Raw genomic sequence first — 207 nt, forward strand, 5'->3', positions numbered from 1 at the left:
TTCCGAGCGGGAGCGTGAGGCGCGCGAGCATCGCGCCAAGGGTAAGGAGCTTGCCGAGGGTATTCGCGCCGACGCCGATCGCCAGCGCCGTGTCCTGCTGGCCGAAGCATTCCGCGAAGCCGAAGAGCTGCGTGGTGACGGTGACGCCAAGGCTGCTGCAATCTATGCCGCCGCGTACGGCCAGGATCAGGAGTTCTACGCCTTCCA

The 207-nt window shown here is 66.2% G+C and carries 1 protein-coding gene; it reads right to left on the reverse strand.

Annotation, left to right across the window (positions count from 1 at the left end):
* A partial coding sequence (locus tag V6767_RS22820; protein ID WP_448475524.1) for a hypothetical protein occupies positions 1 to 207 on the reverse strand: 207 nt, incomplete at both ends.

The organism is Martelella sp. FLE1502 (assembly GCF_053484255.1).